The 19,930-nt window shown below is 48.6% G+C and carries 18 protein-coding genes; all 18 read left to right on the top strand.

Going from position 1 to position 19,930, the window contains the following annotated elements; translation table 11 throughout:
• The first annotated feature begins 114 nt into the window (after window positions 1–114).
• A complete protein-coding gene (spoVT, locus tag MKY28_RS25885) occupies window positions 115–657 on the top strand; it encodes a stage V sporulation protein T (protein ID WP_036606123.1) in 543 nt (180 codons plus the stop codon).
• Between the two features lie 166 nt (window positions 658–823).
• Window positions 824–2,572, top strand: a complete 1,749-nt coding sequence (locus MKY28_RS25880; RefSeq protein WP_340937379.1) for a putative polysaccharide biosynthesis protein — start codon at window positions 824–826, stop codon at window positions 2,570–2,572.
• A 149-nt stretch (window positions 2,573–2,721) separates the two neighbouring features.
• A complete protein-coding gene (gene mazG, locus MKY28_RS25875) occupies window positions 2,722–4,215 on the top strand; it encodes a nucleoside triphosphate pyrophosphohydrolase (RefSeq protein ID WP_340031569.1) in 1,494 nt (497 codons plus the stop codon).
• Window positions 4,216–4,525: 310 nt separating this feature from the next.
• Entirely contained in the window at window positions 4,526–4,798 is a 273-nt protein-coding gene (locus MKY28_RS25870; protein WP_017691362.1) for an HU family DNA-binding protein, read from the top strand.
• A complete protein-coding gene (locus MKY28_RS25865; protein WP_017691361.1) occupies window positions 4,798–5,076 on the top strand; it encodes an RNA-binding S4 domain-containing protein in 279 nt (92 codons plus the stop codon). Before MKY28_RS25870 ends, MKY28_RS25865 begins: the two co-directional genes overlap by 1 nt.
• A 172-nt stretch (window positions 5,077–5,248) precedes the next feature.
• A complete protein-coding gene (yabP, locus tag MKY28_RS25860; protein WP_036606119.1) occupies window positions 5,249–5,533 on the top strand; it encodes a sporulation protein YabP in 285 nt (94 codons plus the stop codon).
• Window positions 5,530–6,099, top strand: a complete 570-nt coding sequence (yabQ, locus tag MKY28_RS25855; RefSeq protein WP_017691359.1) for a spore cortex biosynthesis protein YabQ — start codon at window positions 5,530–5,532, stop codon at window positions 6,097–6,099. The genes yabP and yabQ overlap by 4 nt, the downstream gene beginning before the upstream one ends.
• A gap of 11 nt (window positions 6,100–6,110) precedes the next feature.
• A complete protein-coding gene (locus MKY28_RS25850; protein ID WP_017691358.1) occupies window positions 6,111–6,446 on the top strand; it encodes an FtsB family cell division protein in 336 nt (111 codons plus the stop codon).
• 198 nt (window positions 6,447–6,644) lie between these two features.
• Window positions 6,645–7,175, top strand: coding sequence for a S1 domain-containing RNA-binding protein (locus tag MKY28_RS25845; protein WP_017691357.1), 531 nt, complete (start codon window positions 6,645–6,647; stop codon window positions 7,173–7,175).
• A gap of 473 nt (window positions 7,176–7,648) precedes the next feature.
• Complete coding sequence (gene spoIIE, locus MKY28_RS25840) at window positions 7,649–10,156, top strand: stage II sporulation protein E (protein ID WP_340937376.1); 2,508 nt, start codon at window positions 7,649–7,651, stop codon at window positions 10,154–10,156.
• 85 nt (window positions 10,157–10,241) lie between these two features.
• Window positions 10,242–10,994 carry a VWA domain-containing protein gene (locus MKY28_RS25835; protein ID WP_036668461.1) on the top strand — a complete coding sequence of 251 codons (753 nt, stop codon included), beginning with the start codon at window positions 10,242–10,244 and terminating at the stop codon, window positions 10,992–10,994.
• Window positions 10,978–11,925: a serine/threonine protein kinase gene (locus tag MKY28_RS25830; protein WP_036668459.1), complete on the top strand. Its 948-nt coding sequence runs from the start codon at window positions 10,978–10,980 to the stop codon at window positions 11,923–11,925. The genes MKY28_RS25835 and MKY28_RS25830 overlap by 17 nt, the downstream gene beginning before the upstream one ends.
• 44 nt (window positions 11,926–11,969) lie before the next feature.
• On the top strand, window positions 11,970–13,409 hold the full coding sequence (tilS, locus tag MKY28_RS25825; RefSeq protein WP_340937373.1) for a tRNA lysidine(34) synthetase TilS: 1,440 nt from the start codon (window positions 11,970–11,972) through the stop codon (window positions 13,407–13,409).
• Window positions 13,410–13,461: 52 nt separating this feature from the next.
• The gene (hpt, locus tag MKY28_RS25820; RefSeq protein ID WP_017691352.1) at window positions 13,462–14,001 is read left to right on the top strand and encodes a hypoxanthine phosphoribosyltransferase; all 540 of its coding nucleotides are present in this window, start codon (window positions 13,462–13,464) and stop codon (window positions 13,999–14,001) included.
• A gap of 100 nt (window positions 14,002–14,101) precedes the next feature.
• Window positions 14,102–16,147, top strand: coding sequence for an ATP-dependent zinc metalloprotease FtsH (gene ftsH / locus MKY28_RS25815; RefSeq protein ID WP_100528131.1), 2,046 nt, complete (start codon window positions 14,102–14,104; stop codon window positions 16,145–16,147).
• Between the two features lie 299 nt (window positions 16,148–16,446).
• Window positions 16,447–17,385, top strand: a complete 939-nt coding sequence (nadA, locus tag MKY28_RS25810) for a quinolinate synthase NadA (protein ID WP_017691350.1) — start codon at window positions 16,447–16,449, stop codon at window positions 17,383–17,385.
• Between the two features lie 35 nt (window positions 17,386–17,420).
• On the top strand, window positions 17,421–19,061 hold the full coding sequence (gene nadB, locus MKY28_RS25805; RefSeq protein ID WP_340938048.1) for an L-aspartate oxidase: 1,641 nt from the start codon (window positions 17,421–17,423) through the stop codon (window positions 19,059–19,061).
• Complete coding sequence (gene nadC / locus MKY28_RS25800; RefSeq protein WP_340937372.1) at window positions 19,058–19,924, top strand: carboxylating nicotinate-nucleotide diphosphorylase; 867 nt, start codon at window positions 19,058–19,060, stop codon at window positions 19,922–19,924. The genes nadB and nadC overlap by 4 nt, the downstream gene beginning before the upstream one ends.
• Window positions 19,925–19,930: the final 6 nt, after the last annotated feature.

Below are 19,930 nucleotides of genomic sequence, written 5' to 3'. Positions count from 1 at the left end.
GGAACAGATGAATACTATGGTCAAGATATCACACTAAACGTTCTGGGACTTTCCTCTACCCATTAAGGAACAGTAGTTGAAAAATCTTCTCGAGAAAGTGGGGCAACATGTGAAATGAAAGCTACTGGTATTGTCCGCCGTATAGATGACCTTGGTCGTGTGGTCATTCCAAAAGAAATCCGCCGTACGTTACGTATTCGTGAAGGTGATCCACTGGAAATTTTCGTGGATCGTGATGGAGAAGTTATCCTTAAAAAATATTCGCCAATTGGCGAACTTGGTGATTTTGCCAAAGAATATGCAGAATCCCTGTATGAGAGTACAGGACATGTAACGATGATTTCTGACCGGGATACCATTATCACGGTGGCAGGCGGCTCCAAGAAAGAATATTTGGACAAGCAGGTAGGTCAACTGTTAGAGGGATGTATGGAAAACAGGAAGACCATTCTGGAAACAAACAATGGTTCTTATGAACTTAGCAAAGATCATGACGAGACGTTATCCTCTTTTGTTATTGCGCCGATTATTTCAGGTGGTGACCCCATCGGAACGGTTATCCTGTTTAATAAGGATGAATCGGTGAAGATGTCTCAGATGGAAGTGAAGATGTCCGAGACAGCTGCTGGTTTCCTTGGCAAGCAAATGGAACAATAGACCGCAGATTAACTCCTGGTGCCCTGTCTTGGGCATACGGGAGTTTTTGCATTTTAAGGGACAACGAAGTTAATCCGGATGATTGTGATGGGGGAGGGTTAGTCTGCGTGCCTTCAGGCAGTTATAATAGCAAGGTATGCTTAAAAGGATTACGCGGGAGGGACTTATGAAACAGCCGTCTACAGGCTCAAGGCTGCTACAGGGTGCATTTATACTTGGGCTTGCTGCCATTATCTCTAAAATCATTGGTGCTTTTCAGAAGATTCCGCTGCAGAATCTGGGGGGAGACGGTGTATTTGGCATCTACAATACGGTGTATCCGTTATATATGCTCATTATCACGCTTGCTGCTGCAGGGCTGCCGCTGGCCGTATCCAAATTCGTAGCAGAACAGAACGCACTCGGAAGACCAGACGAGAGCAGAAGAATTATTCGACTATCTTCCCTACTGCTCGGGGGAATTGGAATTATAATGGCGCTTTTGATGTATGCAGGTGCGCCGCTGATCGCTGACATGATTGGCAACCGCCATGTTGTTCCATCGATTCGTGCTGCTTCATGGGCGTTATTGTTTGTACCGGTGATGACAGGGCTGCGTGGATATTTTCAGGGATTACAGCAGATGGTTCCAACAGCGGTATCACAAGTGGTGGAGCAGACGATACGTGTCACCGTCATGATTGTTCTGCTTCTGTGGTTGATGAGACGGTACGCTTCGCTTGAGACTATTGCCGCTGGTGCCATGATGGGCTCCGTTGCTGGTGGAATGGTTGGGCTGTTAACCATGTTAGGTTACATGGTCCGTCATCGGCGAAAAGGCAGGGAAGTGGTCAACGGGCAATTGGATTCGGAATGGAGCAGTAACAGTGGAGAGGTTGGATCAGATCGTCATGAGCGTCAGGAAAATACACCGGTTACGCCGCTGAAGAAAACGGTGAGTGCTATTAACCCGGCTCTGGCAGAAAGATCACGATCCAATGGTGAGTGGATCAAGACGCTGCTCATGTACGCCATTCCCGTCTGTCTCGGGTCGCTGGCTGTACCGCTGATGAATCTGGTGGATACCTTCACTGTGCCCCGATTGCTGCGAGGAGAAGGACTGGACGAGCTTCAGTCGATGGTTTCCTTCGGCATCTACAACCGTGGATTGCCGCTGGTTCAACTGGTGACGATGCTTGCCACGTCACTATCTGTGCTGTTTATTCCGGCGATGGCGGAAGCACGGTTAAAGGGCGGGCCAGAAGCCGTCCGGCAGCAAGCAGGCCTCGCGCTGCGCTGGTTCTGGTTGATCGGCCTGGCGGCATCCGCGGGTCTCGCGGTGCTGGCGGAGCCGATTAACCGCATGCTGTACGGAGATGCCGCAGGCACCGAAGCACTGCGGTACATGGCGCTGACGGCTGCGGGCAGCACCGTCAGCATTATTGCGGCGGCGCTGCTGCAAGGCCTCGGCGCCGTGCGCGCACCCGCGTTCAGCATGCTGGCCGCCGCAGGCGTCAAGGCGCTGCTGAACGTCATGCTTGTGCCGGCGCTGGGCATCAGCGGCGCGGCCCTGGCAGGCGCAGTCGCCTACATGCTGGCGGCTGGCCTGAATGTGGCGCTGTTGGCGCGACTTGTCGCCCTGCGCCCTGCCCCTGGCGCCGTCCTGGCGAAGCCGGCGCTGGTGATCGCCGCCATGAGTCTGGCGGCGTTAGGCACTGCCTGGGCCGCCGAAGCGATGCTCGGCGGCATGGGTATCGCGGCCGACCGCCGGCTGGCCGCGATGGGCGTGAGCCTGCTGGGCATTGCCGCAGGCTCGGCCGTGTTCTTGCTGGCGGCGGCCTGGACAGGGCTACTGACCGCCGCGGAGCTGGCGGCTGTGCCCAAGTTGGGGCCTCGCCTTGCCAAGCTGCTGCGCAGACTGCGTGTGCTGCGCTAGCTCCATGCTCACGGTGCTTCTACACCCATCACAGCTAATATGCAATTATAGGATATCGAATGATTCTGGTATAATACGTGTAATTAGTCCTCTTCAGGCATGATGAATCAGTGAGCCTGGACAGGATAGTCCGGATGGAGGTTTACGTAATGAGTGCAGCTTTAACCGTAGTGGGTCTTGGATCTGGAGATGCAGACCAACTGACCGTAGGTATTATCAAAAAAATGAAACATGCAGCTACGCTGTATGTACGTACCCTGGATCATCCCGTATTGAATGATCTGAAGCAAGAGGGGCTGGAGATGACATCATTTGATGCCATCTATGAGGCGAAGTCCTCCTTCCCCGAAGTATATGATGAGATCGCGAACCAACTGATAGAAGCTGCTCGCAAGGGTGAGGCTGGAACGGAGATTGTGTATGCCGTACCTGGTCATCCGATGGTGGCAGAAGCAAGTGTACGCCTGCTCAAAGAACGTTGTCCGCAGATGGGCATTTCACTGCGTGTCATGGGCGGAGAGAGTTTCCTGGACGAAGCCTTTATACGGCTTGGATTCGACCCGATTGAAGGGTTTCAACTTCTGGATGCCAGCAGCCTGAACACGGAATTGGTACAACCACAGCTACATACATTGATTGGACAAGTCTACGATGTGTTTACTGCTTCGGATGTGAAGCTATGCCTGATGGAGGTTTACCCGGATGATTATCCGGTATTTGTGGGTCACGCGTTGGGTGTACAGGGCCAGGAGGTCATTCACAAGATTCCATTGCACGAACTGGACCGGATCGAAGGGTACGGCAATCTGTCACTGATCTATGTACCGAAGAACACTGATGATGCGATGCGTCGCCGTTCCTTTGCGCGTTTGCATGAGATCGTCAATATTCTTCGCAGTCCGGGTGGCTGTCCATGGGATCAGGAGCAGACACATCAGTCCATTCGCAAAAACCTGATTGAAGAGACCTATGAGGTCATTGAGACGATCGATGAGGATGACCCCGACCATATGAAAGAAGAACTGGGTGATCTGCTGCTGCAGATTTTATTGCATTCCCAGATGGAAGAAGAAGTGGGCACATTTAATGTGTATGATGTCATCGAAGGTTTGAATGATAAGCTGATCTTCCGCCATCCACATGTTTTTGGCGATAATCAGGCAGAAGATGCGAATGAAGCTCTTCAGAACTGGGAACAGATGAAGGCAGAGGAGAAGAAGCGCAAAGGCCAGGATCAGCAGAAGGTTTCCGTGCTGGATGGTATACCGCGTGACTTGCCTGCATTGATGAAGGGATACAAGTTACAGAAGAAAGCAGCCAAAGTAGGCTTTGACTGGGATGATGTTGAAGGTGTATTTGCCAAGATCGAGGAAGAACTGGCGGAGTTAAAAGAAGCGGTGCAACAAGGCCAGTCTGCGGAAGAACGGAAGCTCGAACTGGGTGATTTATTATTCGCAGCCGCAAACGTTGCAAGATTCATCGATACGGACCCGGAAGAGGCGCTTGCTGCGACCAACCGCAAGTTCATCGGGCGGTTCCAGTACATCGAAGAGCGTCTTCGCGAACAGGGAAGAACACCAGCAGAAAGCAATGTAGAAGAGATGGAGCAATTCTGGCAGGATGCGAAGAAGGCAGGATTATAACAGGTTCAATTTTCTGGGAAAAGCCAGATAACCTTATTCCATTCATGCTATGCAGTGTGTTATGATAATACGAACATGTGTTCATCTGTGTAAACTGGGGTTGGTGTTTAGCGACGGATGGTTTCGGGTACTGGTCTTAGACTGTTGCCTGCGGACCATCGACAAAAAGCTAAAAAAAGTCGCGGACCAAGGCAGGATTTCAGATGCCAAGCCAGAATACATGTGTAGTAACCTTACGCGAAACCAGTGGCAATCGATGTATTGTCAGGAATCGCAGATACTTTTTTTTCAATTTGGGAGGCTTTTAAAAATGAACAAAACAGATCTGATTAACAACATTTCAACCAAAAGTGGTTTGACTAAAAAAGACGTTGAGTCCGTATTGAACGGCTTTTTGGGAGAAATTACAGATGCACTTGCCAGCGGAGACAAAGTACAATTGATCGGCTTTGGCACTTTTGAGACCCGCAAACGTTCCGGTCGTACCGGACGTAACCCACAAACAGGGAATGAAATCGTGATTCCTGAGTCCACTGTTCCTGCATTCAAAGCAGGCAACAAACTTAAAGAAGCCGTAAAATAATGCGTCTTGATAAATTCCTGAAGGTCTCCCGGCTAATCAAACGCCGCACTGTGGCCAAGGACGTCTCTGAACAGGGACGTGTTCTGGTGAACGGACGTGAAGCTAAGCCCAGCGCCGCTGTCAAAGTGGGCGATGAGCTGACGGTTCAGTTCGGTCAGAAACTGGTCACTGTGAGGGTGGAACGAATTGCCGAGAGTACCAAGAAGGATGAGGCGAGTAGCCTCTACACCTTGGTGAAGGAAGAGCCGATCGCCAAGGATAACGGAATGAACTGGTAACAGTACATCTGGTATTAAATATTCATTCAATGCAAGTTGAATCGAAACGTCCTCCTGTAACAGGGAAGGGCGTTTTTGTTTTTACTGGATGCCGGGTTATTTGTTCAACAACGCTGGTTCTATTCCAACCTCCACATCCATAAGCTAGGTGTAAGAAGGAGGGGTACATGCCATGGTTGAGCACGGTAAGGCCAAACAGCATCATCTGAGCATGCAGAATCGGAAACTGCTGGATCTGACGGGTGTCTCCAACGTGGAGAGCTTCGACAGTGAGGAATTTTTGCTGCAGACTGAACTTGGGCATCTGACCATCCGGGGGCACAATTTACATATCAAAAACCTGAGCCTGGAGGAAGGTCTGTTATCCATTGAAGGCACAGTCAGTTCGCTCCAATATCTGGACCCCGGTTCCCAGTCCAAAAATGGTAAAGGCCTGTTTGGCAAGATGTTCCGATGAGTCCGGATACTCAATGGATCACACTGATGTGGATGCTCACCTCGGGGGTCGTGATGGGAATGGCCTACGACAGTTACCGGGTACTGTCCGGACAGCTGCGGTTTCCGAGATGGAGTATTCACACGCTCGATCTGTTGTACTGGGTTGCTTCCGCGCTGTTCGTTTTTCGGATGCTATACGCCGGAAACCACGGACAGTTGCGGTTTTATGTCTTTTTGGGGCTGATTATAGGGGTTTGCTTCTATTTTTGGCTTTTAAGTGTTACAACCCAGCGTTTTGTGGTAATGTTAATTAAACTCGCAAGAACGCTGATTCATTGGTGTGGACATATCCTTAACATCCTGATCGTTATGCCGGCTAAAGGAATTTATAAGTTAATTCGCGTATTATTCGGTTTTGTAATTGCGATACTATTATTCCTGGGCAGGCTGGTGCTACAGTGTTTGGTACCTTTCGGCAAGTTGTTCCGCTGGATGTTTAGGCCGCTCCTGAAACATTGGGTAACGCCACGCTTCATGATCCGTGTGGGTACAAGAATTGCAGCGATGTGGAAACGCTGGTTTTAAGGAGGTCCGTAATGGGTAAAACACCTGTGGGCAGATCAAAGGCTCCAACTAACCAAGGAAAATCTGCCGGTGCAAAAAGGCGCCTCATGCTTTGGATGACGTTTATGATTGTATTTGTAATATGGGCAGGATATACATTCCTTGTGCAGACTGCACAAATTTCGGACAAGAGTTCTCATCTGGCCACTCAGCAAGCTTCAAAGGAAGATACGTTGAAGAAGCTGGAACAGTTGAAGTACGAAGTCAGCCGGTTGAATGACCCTGAATACATAGGACAGCTGGCACGGAAAAAAGGATATTATCTTCCTGAGGAAACGCCGATCCAGGTTGAAGAGTCAGGGAACTGATGGAATTCGGTCTATTACCGAGCTAGGTTTGTTATCCGTGTGTCTCAAGCCGTTAAACCGGAAAAAATAGGCTCTCTGATGGGGTAGTGTTCAGTTGACCTTGGTTTATGGCATAAGGTATAATTACATTAGCGCAGCATTGATTTTGGCATTCAAAAAATCGGGTTGTATATTTTTAAGGGAGGATCATTTTATTCTATGGCAATTGAAGTGGGCACCAAGTTAGAGGGCAAGGTGACAGGAATCACGCATTTTGGAGCATTTGTGGATCTGTCAGGAGGTGTCACGGGTCTCGTTCACATCTCGGAAATCGCCGACAATTATGTCAAAGATGTCAACGACCACCTGAAGCTGAATGACCTCGTTACAGTGAAGGTTATCAACGTTGACAAGGATGGCAAGATCGGACTTTCCATTAAGCAAGCTGTTGACAAACCGGTTGAGCAACAAACCCAATCTAGACCCCCGAGAGCTCCTAGACCGGAACGCAGTGGAGGAGATCGCGAACGATTCAGCGGCGGAGGCCCAAGTGGTGGCCAAGGTCGTGGTGGTGGCGGCGGTGGATTTAACCGTGGTGACCGCGGAGGCCGTTCTTTCAAGCCCGCAGCAGGCAAACCTTCATTTGAGGATAAAATGTCACGCTTCCTGAAAGATAGTGAAGAGCGGATCTCTTCGCTTAAGAAGAACACAGAAGGCAAACGCGGAGGCCGTGGAGCCAAGCGTGTGTAATCTGTCACAACCTGATCTAAACATATAAGTAAAACCGTTAGCCCATGGGCTAACGGTTTTTTTGCGTTTCTTTCACAGATAAGTAGTTGAATAGCTTTTTTTGTAAGGTGAAGCTCCATATCCCCAGTTTTTCTGCACGGCAAAATGAAACCATAAGAACATTTGTCGTCTACCATTTTTTACCGACAGGTTTCCGTGGCATTCCACAGTTATCCTGCTCAAATGGTGGCGAGACCAAACCATCTCCGGTTCAAAATCAGACATTCCGATTGTCGGAATCAAGTAGGAGAATGAATGAAACCACAATAAGGCCGGGGGTTTCGCTCCACCGCGCCAGCCTTGTTTCTTTTGTCGTAAACTTTTTGGACCCTGCCCACCTATTCTGACAAACTACGTCTTCTAATCTATCTATAATCAGAACCATCGAGAACGAAACACGAAAATTCAAATTAATCGAATGGGGTGCCTTGAGGATGATGGAAAAGTGGAATGTCATTCAATTTCCGGGAATGAAAGCAGGTAAAGGAGGTACGGAAGCTCGGGAGGAGCTGTCGGTACGTCTGAAACAATGGCTTGGCTCCCGCAAGGCTGTCCAGATGGTTGCTTCCCGCAAATGGGTACTGCTGCTTACGTTTATGGGGTTCCTGCTCGGAAAGGCAATGATCCTGAATGAGTTATCTCCCTTTGCCATTGCTTACTTCGCCGTAATTGCTTTCATGCGCAGGGATTACATCATTCCGGTAGGCGCTGCACTTCTCGCAGGCAGTCTCTTTGCACCGTTTCCGGTACCACTCATTGTTGCATCGGAGATCGCCATCTTTTATCTGCTCTTCCGCGGTCTGGAGTCATATGATCGTGCTGAATTATCTTATGCACCAACGATGGTGTTTACGACTACATTTATGGTCAAGTTATTCGCGGTTGTGATTGGACCATCCTTCAGCTGGTACGCGATGCTGATGCTCACGATGGATTCGGTATTAAGTTTCGTGCTCACCCTTGTTTTTATACAAGCAATACCGATCTTCACCTACCGCAAAAAAAAGTTCAGCCTAAAGAACGAGGAGATCCTCTGCCTGATCATATTGCTCGCTTCCGTTATGACGGGAGCCGTAGGGTGGACCATTCAGTCTTTATCCGTCGAGCATATGCTCTCCCGTTATCTCATATTAATCTTTGCGCTGGTGGGCGGAGCCCCCCTTGGAGCCTCAGTTGGGGTCATTACCGGCTTGATTCTGAGTCTTGCTGACATGTCAGCGGTGTATCAGATGAGCCTGCTTGCTTTTGCCGGGATGCTGGCGGGTATGCTTCGAGAAGGCAAACGTGCGGCGGTTGCACTGGGCATGCTGCTGGGTTCGTCCATTCTATCCATATATCTGGGCGGACCGGGCGATGTGATGAACTCATTATGGGAGACGTGTGCAGCTATCGTACTATTCATGTTAACACCTAAAAGCCTGATGACGGCGATATCCAAATATGTACCGGGTACGCAGGATCATACCAAATCGCAGCATGAGTATGCCAAACGAATACGGGATATCACGGCAGAACGGGTAACCCGGTTCTCACAGGTATTCCGTCAATTGTCACGTAGCTTTGATCAGATGTCCGGTGCAGGGGAGCAGGTACAGAAAGAAGGTGGAATGGACCATTTCATGAATGCGGTTGCCGAGGGCACATGTGCAAGCTGTTTCAAGCGTACACAATGCTGGGATGCGAAGTTTATTCAAACCTACAAATATATGACGGACGTGATGAGTACGATTGAAGGAAACCCTGAGATCTCAGGCAAGCAGATTCCAGTCGACTGGAACAGGGTGTGTGCGAAACCGGAAGAGGTCCTTGAAGTCATGCGTGCCCAGTATGGACTGCATCAACATAACATGCAGTGGAAGCGTCAAATTATTGATAGCCGGCAGCTGGTTGCAGAGCAATTATCTGGTGTATCTCAGGTCATGGAGGACCTGGCCAAAGAAATTCAGCGGGAAAGTGATGAGATGGTACAGCAGGAGGAGCAGATTCGGGACGCGCTGGATTCACTGGGCTTATCCATTCACTCCATTGAGATCATCAATCTGGAAGCGGGCAATGTAGAGATTGAGATTGTACATGCATATACACGTGGATTCGATGAGTGCCGGAAAATGATTGCTCCGCTGATCTCGGATGTACTGGACGAGCATATTGCCGTCTTGCATGAGACCATGACCGATCCTCGTCAGGGATTGGCGACCGTTACGTTTGGTTCGGCCAAAACCTTCGAGGTTACGACGGGTGTTGCTGCCGCCGCAAAAGGGGGAGATGTGATGTCAGGTGACAGCTTCAGTACGGTTGAGTTAGGCAACGGTACATTTGCGGTGGCGCTCAGTGATGGAATGGGCAATGGAGAACGGGCACGCATGGAGAGCAGCGCAGCGCTGAACATACTGGAACAGTTGTTACAGTCCGGCATGGACGAGAAACTGGCCATCAAATCCGTAAATTCCGTTCTGATGTTGCGCTCCCCTGAAGAGATGTATGCCACAGTGGATATGGCACTGATCGATGAATATACGGCAGAAACCACGTTTATGAAAATCGGATCGACGCCAAGTTTTATCAAACGAGGACAGGAGGTTATTCAGGTTTCGGCCAGCAATTTGCCAATCGGTATTATTAAGGATATTGAAGTGGATCTGGTGACGGTACAGCTTCAGCCGGGGGATATCCTCATTATGATGACGGATGGCATCTATGATGCACCGGGGTATGCGGTGAACAAAGAGTTATGGATGAAACGGCTCATTCAAGAGATTGATACAGATGATCCACAAGATTTGGCCGATTGCCTGCTTGAAAGTGTCATAAGATATCAGCAGCATGAGATATTGGATGATATGACCGTCGTTGTTGGAAAAGTAGAGCATTTCCGCCCTGAATGGGCCACACTGCGTGTGCCTGGCATCAACCGGATGGAGCGTCCACGGACCGTCAGTTAATTGCATATTCTTCTGTTTGAAGTCTCTTCATTCTGGCAATGCTAGTCATAGAGTTGGAGAGTAACGAATAACGGAGGGATATCGGATGAAGCAAATCTTATTGATCACCGACGGTTGTTCCAATGTAGGACCAAGTCCGGTGCTGGCAGCGGCCGAAGCGCTGGAAGAGGGGATTACGGTTAATGTGGTTGGCGTGATTGATTATGGAACCATTGGTGAGCTGGGTAGCCGGGAGATTGAGGATATTGCCAGAGCCGGAGGTGGAATCAGCCAAATTGTAGGTACACGTCAGCTTGCACATACGATGCAGATGATGACAAGAAAAACGGTGGTTCAGACCATTCAGCAGGCGGTTAATAGAGAGTTAACACAAATTTTGGGAGAGAAGGAGCCCAAAACGGTAACGGATCTGGAGCCTGCACAACGCGCCCGGGTCGTGGAAGTGATGGATGATATGGCTGAAACTACAGCCTTACAGGTTATATTGTTAATAGACGTCAGTGCCAGCATGAAGCCCAAACTGGCTGCGGTAGAAGAAGGCATCCGTGATTTAATGTTAAGTTTGCAGGCGCGTATAGGTCAGAGCAAGCTTTCCGTATTTCATTTTCCCGGACGACACAGCGGAGAAGATGCGGTAATGGATATTGACTGGACAACGGATCCAGGCCGTGTTCGGTCCTTGTTTGGAAGGTTGCAGATGAAGGGTGCAACGCCGACAGGTCCTGCAATTCAGAAGGTGATTGATTTTTACCGTTATGGTACACTGGAGAAACAGCAGGAAATAGAAGGGAACTATCGCATTGAAAGAGAAGGGATGCTCGGTGACAACGTTGTCTGACGCCTCTTTCCCGCCAGGAACAGTGGTTACAGGGAAATGGAATCGCAGTCGTTACACGATTCGGAAGCTACTGGGCAAAGGAGCTAATGGCATCGTTTTTCTTGTCCAACGGGGTGAAAATGGCAAACACTATGCGCTAAAAATGGGATTTGATCCGGTTGATCTGCAATCGGAAGTTAATGTGCTCAAATCTTTTCAACTACAGCGTAATCATGAGGCCCTTCGGCAGAGCGGCATTCCTTCCTATCTTAAAGATGTGGATGATTATGCCGTTCGTGGCCGGGATATTCCCTTTTATGTGATGCGTTACGTTAGAGGTGAGGCACTTCATCACTTTATTCGGCGTCAGGGGACAGACTGGACACTTCTGGTGGGACTTAGACTCTTGCAGAAGCTGGCACAATTGCATCAGGCGGGATGGGTGTTTGGTGATCTCAAACCTCAGAATGTGTTGGTATCCGACTATGGGCAGGTGGAATTGATCGACTACGGCGGAGTTACGTCGATTGGTCGAAGCGTCAAACAGTTCACCGAATGGTATGATCGGGGCTTCTGGAATGCAGGCAGCCGTACGGCAGATGGTACCTATGATGTATTTGCATTTGCATTATTGTTGATTCATGTACTTGAAGCAGACGCGCTCAAGGCACTGGCAGCCGAAGGATTACCGCAACTGCGAAGTGTGAATCAGCTCGTAGCGCTGGTGGAGCGCAGTGAACGATTGGGTCCTTTTCGCAATTGGACAACTCAGGCATTACGAGGTCAGTTTCGTGATGCAGGTCATGCGGCACAAGGGTGGAAGGAAATGATGGCACGCCCCACGCCTCTTCGTCGTCGTTCCAAAAGTACCACACCGCGCTGGCTTAAAAACGCATTTGCTGTATCTGTGATATTACTTATTGGAGTGCTCATCTATGCACTACTTTTCTGATCTGTGAGAGTGCATATACATAACGCAAGGAATGAGGAACAGGTATGGAGGCTTTACGCTGGAACATGCTGGTGAAGAACGTGCTGGATGCAGCGGAAGAGCATCAGTTATGGGTTCCCGGGGATCGGATTGTCGTCGCAGTATCGGGCGGGCCGGACTCGGTAGCTTTTTTGCATATCATGCACGAGATCAGCAAGCGGCATGTGCCACTTGAATTGATCTGTGCCCACGTGCATCATGGCTTCCGGAGTGAATCTGATGATGAAGCGGAGAAAATGATGGAACTGGCACAGCAGCTTGGTATTACATTTGAATGGACCAAGGCCGATGTACCTTCATATATGGAGCTGACGGGTCAAGGACCACAGGAAGCAGCCCGCAACAAGCGATATGCCTTTTTGCACGAAGTGGCTTCCAAATATAATGCGGCAAGCATCGCTTTGGCACATCATGCCGATGATCAGGCGGAGACGGTCATGCTTCATTTGCTTCGTGGAACCGGCTTGTCGGGACTCTCAGGAATGAAGTTTAAAAGACGAGAAAAAAATGTGGAACTTATTCGTCCATGCCTTCGTATAAACAAGACAGACCTTGTAGAAGCTTGTAATACCCAGGGTTTTATGTATTTCAATGATGAGAGCAACGCCCTGCGTAAATATCGGCGTAATGCCATTCGCTTGGATGTGCTTCCTTTTTTGGGGCAGTATAATGGACAACTCACGCCGTCATTGAATCGGCTTGCCGAAATTGTGGGTGATGAAGACGATTTCATGGAGCAGAGTGCATATGACACATACAGGTGTCTAGTGCAGGTGAACGGCGGAAGGCAAACCTTTGAGGTGCCTTCCTTCTTGAAGTTACATGTCGCTTTACAACGAAGGTTGATTAAACTAATATTGAATTATCTGCCTTTGGACAGTGATTTTGTCGACTTTACCCGTATAGAAACCATTCGGCGCAAGGTCATAGAGACCCATGTGACGACCTGGAGCCTGGATATAGGACAGACACTCGCCTGCACTCGGGAGTATAATCTGATTTCTTTTGGCATACGGACGGACGTACAGGATCAATCTTACGAGTATCGTCTTGCGCAATGGAGTGGAACTTATGAGCTTTCACTCACCCCAATTAACCGGTATATTCGGTTGATGACGGTGAGTCCCGAGGACTATCATGTACCGGAATCGGCGGATCAAGCCGCGTTTGATGCGGATCAACTGCTTATGCCGCTGGTTGTGCGTTCACGGTTACCTGGAGATACCATGAAAGTGATGGGATTAAACGGAAGCAAAAAGGTGAAAAATATTTTCATCGATGAGAAAATCCCCCCATCTGTCCGTCCACGTATTCCTGTGGTATGTGATGGAGCAGGTCATATCATCTGGTTACCGGGTGTTCGACGGTCCAATGTGGCCCCTGTCAGGGAGGACACTTCCGCAATCCTGTACATGACTGTAGGCGATTCAGCGATTCAGGGGTAGTGGTTATGGTTCAGGTAAGGCTTTCATAGTATAACTTAGGAGGTTCGCACAGTTGCAGAACGACATTCAGGAAGTATTGATCAGTGAAGAAGAAATTCAGAGTAAAGTCAAGGAATTAGGCGCAACACTAAGTGCCGAATATGCAAATCGCAATCCTTTGGTCATTTGTGTGCTCAAGGGTGCGTTTATATTTATGGCTGATTTGGTTAAAAACATAACGGTACCTGTTGAAATGGATTTTATGGCGGTATCCAGTTACGGCGCTTCTACCAAGTCATCAGGTGTTGTCAAAATCATTAAGGATCTGGATGTATCCGTTGAAGGACGGGAAGTTCTGATTGTCGAAGATATTATCGACAGCGGACTTACACTCAGCTACCTGATTGAACTGCTAGAAAACCGCGGTGCCGAGTCGGTGCGTGTGGTTACGCTGTTCGACAAGCCTTCAGGCCGTAAAGTTGAGTTGGAAGCTCATTACACAGGCTTTGACATTCCTGACGCGTTCATCGTTGGTTACGGTTTGGATTTTGCGGAGAAGTACCGGAACCTGCCCTATATCGGGATTTTGAAGCCGGAAGTCTATAGTAGCTAATATCCTGCCCGACCCAAGCCTTGAGCTGTTCTTGGCTTCTGTTGAGAAGCCATGTCGGGCTATGTTAAAATAATTAAAGTGTCTCGAGAGGAGGTAGGGGATGAATCGGTTCATCCGGAATTCTGGTTTTTATTTGATTCTTTTTTTAGTTGTGGTGGGGATAGTCCAGTTCGTCAGCAATGGCGGCGAAGCCACCGATAATCCTAGATATGATCAGTTGCGTGCAGCGATCAAAGCCAACAATGTCTCTGAATTGACGGTTCAATTCAACGGTCAAACGTATCTCGTGACCGGTCAATACAAGAAGGCACCTGATGGCGCCAAATCAGAAAATTTCTCAACGTATATTCCTCCTACGGATGAGGCAATTAGTGAGCTTGTAGCTGCAAGTGAAACTAACAATTTCCAATATCATCAGGAGCCAATGAAAGGTGACAGCATCTGGTTGACGTTGCTGACTTCCTTTATTCCTTTGATCATTATGTTCCTGCTGTTCTTCTTCCTGTTTAATCAGGCTCAAGGCGGCGGCGGTAAAGTAATGAACTTTGGTAAAAGCCGTGCTCGTCTCTACAATGAAGAGAAGAAGCGGGTTACATTTGAAGATGTTGCGGGTGCTGACGAAGAGAAGCAAGAACTTGTTGAGGTTGTAGACTTCCTCAAGGACCCTCGTAAATTCGCAGCAGTAGGTGCAAGGATTCCTAAAGGCGTATTGCTCGTAGGGCCTCCAGGTACCGGTAAAACATTGCTCGCTCGTGCCGTAGCCGGTGAAGCTGGTGTACCATTCTTCACGATTTCAGGTTCCGACTTCGTTGAAATGTTCGTCGGTGTCGGTGCATCACGTGTACGTGATTTGTTTGAAAATGCGAAGAAAAATGCCCCATGTATCATCTTTATCGATGAGATTGATGCTGTAGGACGTCAGCGTGGTGCTGGTCTCGGTGGTGGTCACGATGAACGTGAACAGACACTCAACCAGTTGCTCGTTGAGATGGACGGATTCGGAGTTAACGAAGGTATTATCATCATAGCCGCAACGAACCGTGCAGATATTTTGGACCCTGCCTTGTTGCGTCCTGGACGTTTTGACCGTCAAATTACGGTTGACCGCCCTGATGTAAGAGGTCGTGAAGCTGTCCTGAAAGTACATTCCCGTAATAAACCACTGACCAACGATGTGAAGATGGATATTATCGCGAAACGTACAACGGGCTTCTCCGGTGCAGATTTGGAAAATCTCTTGAACGAAGCGGCGCTGATTGCAGCACGTCGTAACCGTAAAGATATTTCCATGAAAGAAGTTGACGAAGCGATTGACCGTGTTATTGTTGGTACGGAGAAGAAAAGCCGTGTCATCAGTGATCGCGAGAAACGCATTGTTGCTTATCATGAAGCAGGTCATACCATTGTAGGATACTTCCTGGAACATGCCGATATGGTACATAAAGTGACCATCATTCCGCGCGGACGTGCGGGTGGATATGTAATCATGTTACCTAAAGAAGACCGTATGCTGGTTACCAAAAACGAGTTGCTTGATAAAGTAACCGGCCTTCTCGGAGGTCGTGTAGCTGAAGAATTGTTCATCGGAGAAATTGGTACTGGTGCATACAGTGACTTCCAGCAAGCGACAGGTATTGTTCGCAGCATGGTTATGGAATACGGTATGAGTGAGAAATTGGGACCTATGCAATTCGGAAGTTCACAAGGACAGGTATTCCTTGGTCGGGATATCGGTCATGAACAGAATTACTCGGATTCCATTGCTTACGAGATTGATCAGGAAATGCAACGATTTATCAATGACTGTTATGAGAAGTGTAAGGACTTGCTTGTTAAACATTCAAAAGAGATGCACCTGATCGCTCAAACTTTGCTTGAGGTAGAGACTTTGGAAATGGATCAGATCAAGCAATTGATCGAAACAGGTTCTTTGACTCCAAAAGCAGAGAATGACAATGATGGTGAAGGTACACCAACTGAAGGCGGAGAGCCAATCATCGACACCATCGGTGATGTGCGTGTTCGTATTCAAGGTAAAGATGAAACGCCTGAGCCACCAGCCGGAGATATTCCAAACGAAGCTCCGAATCTGGAAAAGGGTAATAACAATAACCCGGATGATGGCGGAACGAAGCCAACGTCTTAATGCACAATACATCTGGCTAATGATAGCAGGTGAAATCAAGAGAGCCCTCGGGGCTCTCTTTTTTATCCATTATTTTAAATAAGGATAGATAAAGATAAACGGGAGTTAGATGGCGAACCAGTTAGCAAACAGGTGATTACAGCGCTGTCCCGGGCCTTTTTCATTTATTGACAGAGTCGTGAACGTTGTGTAAATTAGTTGTTAAACCGCTTGTGATTCGTTTCTCAAGCGAAGATAACGACTTAGGTTAGCCCACGAAACAGCGCATGACGCTGTCCCGATAAAGGAGAGGATCACAGGTGGAAGCTCTGGCTTTAGAGCGCAAGGCTGAGATGAACCGCGAGCTGCGTGAGCGGCTTATGGAGTTGAAGAAGGAACGTAATGCCATTATTCTTGCCCATTATTATCAACGTGACGAAGTACAGGAGGTTGCCGACTTCCGTGGAGATTCGTTTCTGTTAGCCCAGAAGGCAGCACAAACAGATGCGGATGTGATCGTTTTCTGTGGTGTTCATTTTATGGGTGAAAGCGCTAAAATTCTGGCGCCAAATAAAACAGTTATTATCCCGGACGAACGTGCGGGCTGCCCAATGGCAGATATGGTGAATGTGGATGGACTACGCAAATTAAAAGCACAACATCCTAATGCCAAGGTCGTTACGTATATTAATTCCTCGGCTGAGATCAAAGCAGAGACTGACATCTGCTGTACTTCAGCGAATGCGGTACGGGTTATTCAATCGGTGGATTCCGACGAAATTATCTGGGTACCGGATAAAAACCTGGGACATTATGTGCAGCAGCATACAGACAAGAAAATGATTATCTGGGAAGGTTACTGCAACACTCACGATATGCTTACAGTCAAAGATGTGGTAGAGATGAGAGCCAAGCATCCAAATGCAGAGTTTGTTGTCCATCCAGAGTGTCGCCCTGAGGTCGTAGAAATGGGTGATTTTGTAGGCAGCACAACAGCTATTCTGGAGTATTGCAAAAATTCATCAGCGAAGGAATTTATCGTAGGTACCGAAGATGGTACAGGATATCAGCTTCGTCTGGATAGTCCGGATAAACAGTTCCACTTTGCTACCAAGTTCCTCGTATGTCCCAACATGAAGGTGAACAACTTGAAGAAACTGGTGAAATGCCTGGAAACGATGAAGCCGCAAATCTACGTGCCACCGGCCGTTGCCGACAAAGCCAGAGAATCACTAGAGCGCATGTTGTTGGTAAAGTAGGATGCGCTACTCTTGCTCCAAGACAGGTGAATAACATGATACCGCAATATTTAGTTGATTTTGATCTGTCTGCGCTACCCATGGTAGAGACGGATGTACTGGTTATAGGCTCAGGGATTGCTGGTTTGTTTACTGCCATTAAGGCAAGTGGACAACAACGTGTATTAATGATCACGAAGAAGTCATTACTTGAAAGTAACACCAGATATGCGCAGGGAGGCATCGCTGCGGTTATTGCTGAGGATGATTCACCTGCTTACCACTTGCAGGATACACTTGTAGCAGGAGCGGGCTTATGCCGCTCCGAAGCGGTAGAGGTATTGGTGAATGAGGGTCCGGACGGAGTGAAGGAACTGATTCGTTTGGGTACTTTATTTGATCTGGAGAACGGCGAGTTGGCGTTGACGCAGGAAGGTGCGCATAGCCACCGCCGTATTTTGCATGCCAACGGAGATGCAACAGGATATGAGATTGTACGTGCGCTTGCTGTTGAAGTGAATGAGCATCCCGGGATTGAAGTTTGGGATGAGCATTTTGTTGTTGACCTAATTACGGATCGAGATCGAGGGGAATGCATTGGCGCTCTGGTTCAGAAGGATGACGGATCGCAAGTGTTCGTGAAGGCACAGGCAACCGTTCTTTGCTCTGGTGGGGCAGGACAACTGTACCGATACACGACGAATCCCGATGTAGCTACTGCCGATGGTGTAGCCATGGCTTATCGGGCTGGGGCTATTGTTCGTGACATGGAATTTATCCAATTCCACCCCACCTCTCTATGTTACCCTGGGGCCCCGCGTTTCCTTGTGTCAGAAGCCGTACGCGGCGAAGGAGCATATTTGCGCAATGTGAAGGGTGAGCGCTTCATGGATCGTTATCATGCCCAGCTTGAACTGGCCCCACGAGATATCGTGGCACGAGCGATTGTTAGTGAGATGGAGTCCACCAACAGTACCTTTGTGTACTTGGACATTACACATGAACAGCCAGAGATGATCAAGCATCGGTTCCCTACCATATATGAGACTTGTATGCGTTATGGATTGGACATGACAACGGACTGGATTCCCGTTGCACCTGCTGCCCATTACATGATGGGTGGAGTGAAAACGGATTTAAGTGGAGAGAGCAGCATCTCCCGATTATTTGCTTGTGGCGAGGTGTCTTCTACAGGAGTGCATGGAGCCAACCGTCTGGCAAGCAACTCCTTGTCAGAAGCGATTGTATTTGGCCGGAGAATTGTTGATCGCATTCAATCACTTTCCCCGCTCGGTTCATTACAAGTAAGAGGGGCTGCGCATTCATCTGTGGACATGAATAACAAGATCAATAAGATCACGGAAGAGCAAAAGCCGGTATCCGAAAGACGCTTACGATTACAGAAAATGATGGTTCGTCAGGTCGGCTTGCGCCGGAATGGTGAGGACCTGCAGAAGGCCATGGACAAGCTGCAACAGGAATTGCAATTTTTTGATCAGACACTCACTCATAAGGAAGAGCTGGAGTATGCCAACCTTCTGACCTGTGCCTGGTTAGTTACCAGCGGGGCATTACACCGCGAGGAGAGTCGGGGGGCTCACTATCGTGAGGATTTCCCGGCGCGTGATGATATCGTGTGGCAGAAGCATAGTCTGCAACAGCGAGAACAAGCGATTGTGGAGGAATTGATGTCATGATACTGAATGGATATAATGAAGGGCTTATCGAATCGATCAAAAACTGGCTTCGTGAAGATGTTGGTGCAGGTGACGTTACAACGAGTGTGACGATCCCGGCAGGCAACCAATCCAAGGCCATTATACACGCCAAAGACAATGGTATTATTGCAGGCATGACCGTATCTAAACTTGTATTTCAAGTCGTTGATCCTGATCTTGTATTTACACCGAAGGTAACAGACGGAGACAAGGTTACCCATGGCACGATTTTGGCCGAGGTAGAGGGAAGTACACATTCACTACTTACGGGGGAACGACTGGCACTTAACTTGCTGCAACGTATGTCCGGAATAGCTACGCGTACGCGTGCCTACGTGGATGTGCTGGATGGTCTTGAGACCAGGCTTGTGGATACACGTAAGACAACGCCGGGCCACCGACTACTTGAGAAATACGCGGTGCGCGTGGGTGGCGGAGCGAATCATCGATTTGGACTGTACGATGCCGTTATGATTAAGGATAACCACATCAAGGGTGCAGGCGGAATCACCGAGGCGGTACAGCGTGCGCGAACCGTTATCCCACATACGATGACGATTGAAGTGGAGACTGAAAATCTGGAGCAGGTGAGAGAAGCCTTGCAAGCCGGGGCAGATATCATTATGCTGGATAACATGCATCCAGAGCGGATGCGTGAAGCGGTTGAACTTATTCGTGAACAGGCTCCTCATGTGAAGGTTGAAGCATCCGGTAACGTGTCTCTTCAGACCATTCGTGGTATTGCAGAGAGTGGTGTGGATGTAATTTCGGTTGGCAGGTTAACCTATTCCTTTGAGAGCCTGGATATTAGTCTGGATTTAAATGAAAAGAAAGAGGGGTGAACCTCT

This window comes from Paenibacillus sp. FSL R5-0473 (genome assembly GCF_038004565.1).
Lineage (GTDB): Bacteria > Bacillota > Bacilli > Paenibacillales > Paenibacillaceae > Paenibacillus > Paenibacillus amylolyticus.
Note: the sequence above shows the minus strand (reverse complement) of the source record. Positions and strands in the feature narration are given on the sequence as shown.